This is a genomic window from Actinomycetota bacterium (assembly GCA_035759705.1).
Lineage (GTDB): Bacteria > Actinomycetota > CADDZG01 > JAHWKV01 > JAHWKV01 > JAJCYE01.
Window position 1 is genome coordinate 1 of the sequence record DASTUJ010000061.1, and the last position, 3,259, is coordinate 3,259.

Annotated in this window: 3 protein-coding genes; all 3 read left to right on the forward strand. The window is 64.8% G+C overall.

The features are described 5' to 3' along the window. Nucleotides 1-81: 81 nt before the first annotated feature. A complete protein-coding gene (istA, locus tag VFV09_03980; protein HEU4866869.1) occupies nt 82-1,572 on the forward strand; it encodes an IS21 family transposase in 1,491 nt (496 codons plus the stop codon). Further along, nucleotides 1,569-2,381 (forward strand): IS21-like element helper ATPase IstB, encoded by an 813-nt coding sequence (istB, locus tag VFV09_03985; GenBank protein ID HEU4866870.1) that lies wholly within the window; start codon nt 1,569-1,571, stop codon nt 2,379-2,381. The genes istA and istB overlap by 4 nt, the downstream gene beginning before the upstream one ends. A gap of 638 nt (nt 2,382-3,019) precedes the next feature. After that, a partial coding sequence (locus VFV09_03990) for a hypothetical protein (protein ID HEU4866871.1) occupies nt 3,020-3,259 on the forward strand: 240 nt, incomplete at its 3' end.

The following is a 3,259-nucleotide window of genomic DNA, read 5'->3' on the forward strand; positions in this document are numbered from 1 at the left end:
TGTTAATTCCGTCTGAAAAATGACCCAGTTTCCGCCGGAAAATTGACCCACCCCACGGAGTGAGTACGTATCCTCCTCGGTGTGCTGCCACAGCGAGGAGGGGACCAGGAGATGATCACCGTGGAAGCGTGGACCTCGATCCGGTATCTGCACGCCCAGGGGAAATCCATTCGCGCGATTGCCCGGGAGTTGTCGGTCACCCGCAATACCGTCCGGGCGGCCCTCCGGCAGGAGCGCCCGCCCCGCTACATCCGGCCCAAACGACCGAACCCCAAGCTGGCTCCCTTCGCCGAGGAGATCCAGCGGATGTACTTCGAGCAGCACTTGATCGGCTCCCGGATCTTCCGGGAGTTGCGAGCCCGGGGTTACACGGGCGGCCAGACCGCCCTCTACACCCACCTGCAGGCGCTCAAGGCGCTGGTGCCGAATCCGAAGCTGACCGAGCGGTTCGAGACCGCCCCCGGTCAGCAAGGGCAGTTCGACTGGTCGCCCTACACCGTCCTCATCGGTGAGACCTTGGTCCGGGTGGTCGTCTACGGCCTCGTCCTGGGCTACAGCCGGCGCCCCTGCTACTGGCCGAGCCTCGATGAGACCCAAAGCTCGGTCTTCGAGGCGCTCGAAGCCGGGCTGCAACACTTTGGCGGCAGTCCCAAGGAACTGCTGGTCGATAACGCCAAGGCCTTGGTGACCGACGCCAATCCGCAGCACTTCCGCTGGAACCCCCACTTCCTGGAGCTCTGCGGCCACTATGGGATCCAGCCGGTCGCCTGTCAGCCGGGTCGCCCCCGGACCAAAGGCAAGGTCGAACGCCCCTTCTTCTACCTGGAACAGCACTTCATCAAGGGGAATCGTTGGCCCAGCTTCCCGGCCTTCAGCCAGGCACTGGCCGCCTTCACCGCTCAGGAGCTCGACCAGCGGGTCCACGCCACTACCCAGGAACCGCCGCTGGCCCGCTTTGCCCGGGAGCAGGCCCTCCTGACGCCGCTGCCAGTCCAGCCCTTCATCAGTAGCCGTGAGGCGCTCCGCAAAGTCAGCTGGGACTGTCTGGTCTCCTGGGCCGGCAGTCGCTACTCGGTGCCCTGGTCCTCCGCCGGGCAGCCGGTCTGGCTCCGGGTCAGTCAAGGCCGAGCGCTCACCATCCGGGATCAGCAGGGACAAGAACTGGCCCGGCACGAGCTGGCCGCCCGGAAAGGGACAACCGTCATTGAGCCGGACCACTACCAGGGACTCCGGTCGGGGATGCCCCAAACCCGGGTGCTGCTGACCCGGGTCTTCCAGGAGCGGTTCCCGGACCAGGCCTGGTTTGCCGAGGAACTGCTGCGCCAGCAGCCGCACGATGGGGTGCGGCAACTCCGGGCCATCCTGGCCTTGACCGAGGTCTATCCGGCCGCGGCCGTCCAGGCGGCCTTTGAGGCAGCGCGGACCTATCAGGGCTACTCCCAGCGCTTCATCCGGGGGATCCTGGAAGCGGGTGGCATCGCCCGGCTGGCTGCCCCACCATCGGCTGCCACCCCGGTCTCGGTGGTGGCGGATCTGGGTCCTTACCAGCGGATCTTGGAGGCAGGGCGATGAGCGAGACCGAGCGGTTGCGCGCCAACCTGAGCAAGCTGACCTTACCAACCATCGCCGCGATCTTCGAGGCGGAGGCGATCAAGGCGACCAAGAGCGAGCTGAGCTATACCGCCTTTCTGGCCCGGCTGATCGACGAGGAACTCGCCGCCAAGATCGATCGCTCGATCGCCACCCGAATCGCCAAGGCCCACTTTCCGGCCGTCCACACCCTGGAAGGGTTCGACTTCGCCTTTCAGCCCTCCCTCTCGGCCAGCCGGATCCGGGAGTTGGCCGAACTGGGCTTTCTGGGGCGGGCCGAGAACATCGTGTTGGTCGGCCGGCCGGGGGTGGGGAAAACCCATCTGGCCACAGCCATCGGGCTCCGGGCCTGCCAGGCGCGCAAACGGGTGCTGTTTGTGGCAGCGGCCGAGTTGGTGGATCAGTTACTGGCGGACGAAGTCTCCCGACGGCTGGCCAAAACCATCGAGGGGCTGGGCCGGCTGGACCTGCTGGTGGTGGATGAACTGGGCTACCTGCCGATGGACGGCCACCGGGCGAAGCTCTTCTTCCAGCTGGTCAGTCACCTCTACACCCGGACCGCGATGATCGTCACCACCAACGTACCGTTCGAGACCTGGGGGACGCTCTTCGCCGGGGATGAGGTGATTGCTGCGGCTATCCTAGACCGACTGCTGCACCACAGCCACGTCTTTCTGGTGACCGGACCGAGTTACCGGATGAAAGGCAAACTGGCCCAGCGGGTTGGCAACCCGGCAAAGGTGCCCGATGATAACGGGGACCAGATGGAGTCGGGGGTGGGTCAAATTTAAGGCGAAAAGGTGGGTCAGTTTTAATGCGGAATCTACACATGCCGGCGCTGAAGGGCGTCGGGACACGCGACCGGGGAACGTGGCAGGGAGGCCGGCGGCAGCGACACTGGCTAGAGGATAGACGATGACTCCGAACGCACGCAGCATACGCCCACCGGTCACGCGCCACCAGATCACCCGGTTTACCCTCACCATCCCCTACCGCGGAGCCTCCCCCAGATCGTGCTTGCCTGTCTCGGCCTGGTAATCGGCGGCTTCGGCATCGCCTGGTTCGTCTCCTGCCGTCTCCATCCAAGTCATGGCCTCCCCTAAGGTGGCGAATGAGCTCCGTTGGCCGGACTGGATGTGCTCGACGATCACTCGCTGAACCGATTGGTCGAAGCTCCAGCGCCGGACGAGGAAGGAGCTGTAACGCCTGATCCTGTACCGCATCATCGTGTCCTTGCCGGTTGTGGATCTCGCGCGCCACTGCGATGAGGACAGCATAGAGCCGTGTCCTTCCTCTCCCCTTCCCTCTACTTCCACTTCCACAGCCCGAGCCATGACGGAACTTGGCAGCCGCACATCGAACGAAGGCAAGGACGTCCGGTCACCGGTCCGGCTGTTACACCACTTGTCGCTCGACTCACATGCATCTTGTGGAGTACGGGATCGACCTGATCGGTGGAGGAATGCGGCGGGAGACACGGGCGGACGCGCTGGTCCGCCCCTTGGTGCTCACCGCTCTCGCGGCGCACCACGTTGCCGGCAAATCGGTCGCTGATGAGATCATCTACGACACCAACAACCGCGCGGATGAACGACCTGACCTATCGTGCCCAGGGCCTTCAGATCGGCAGTGGCCCCATCGAGAGTGGCTGTCGCCACGTCATCGGGGT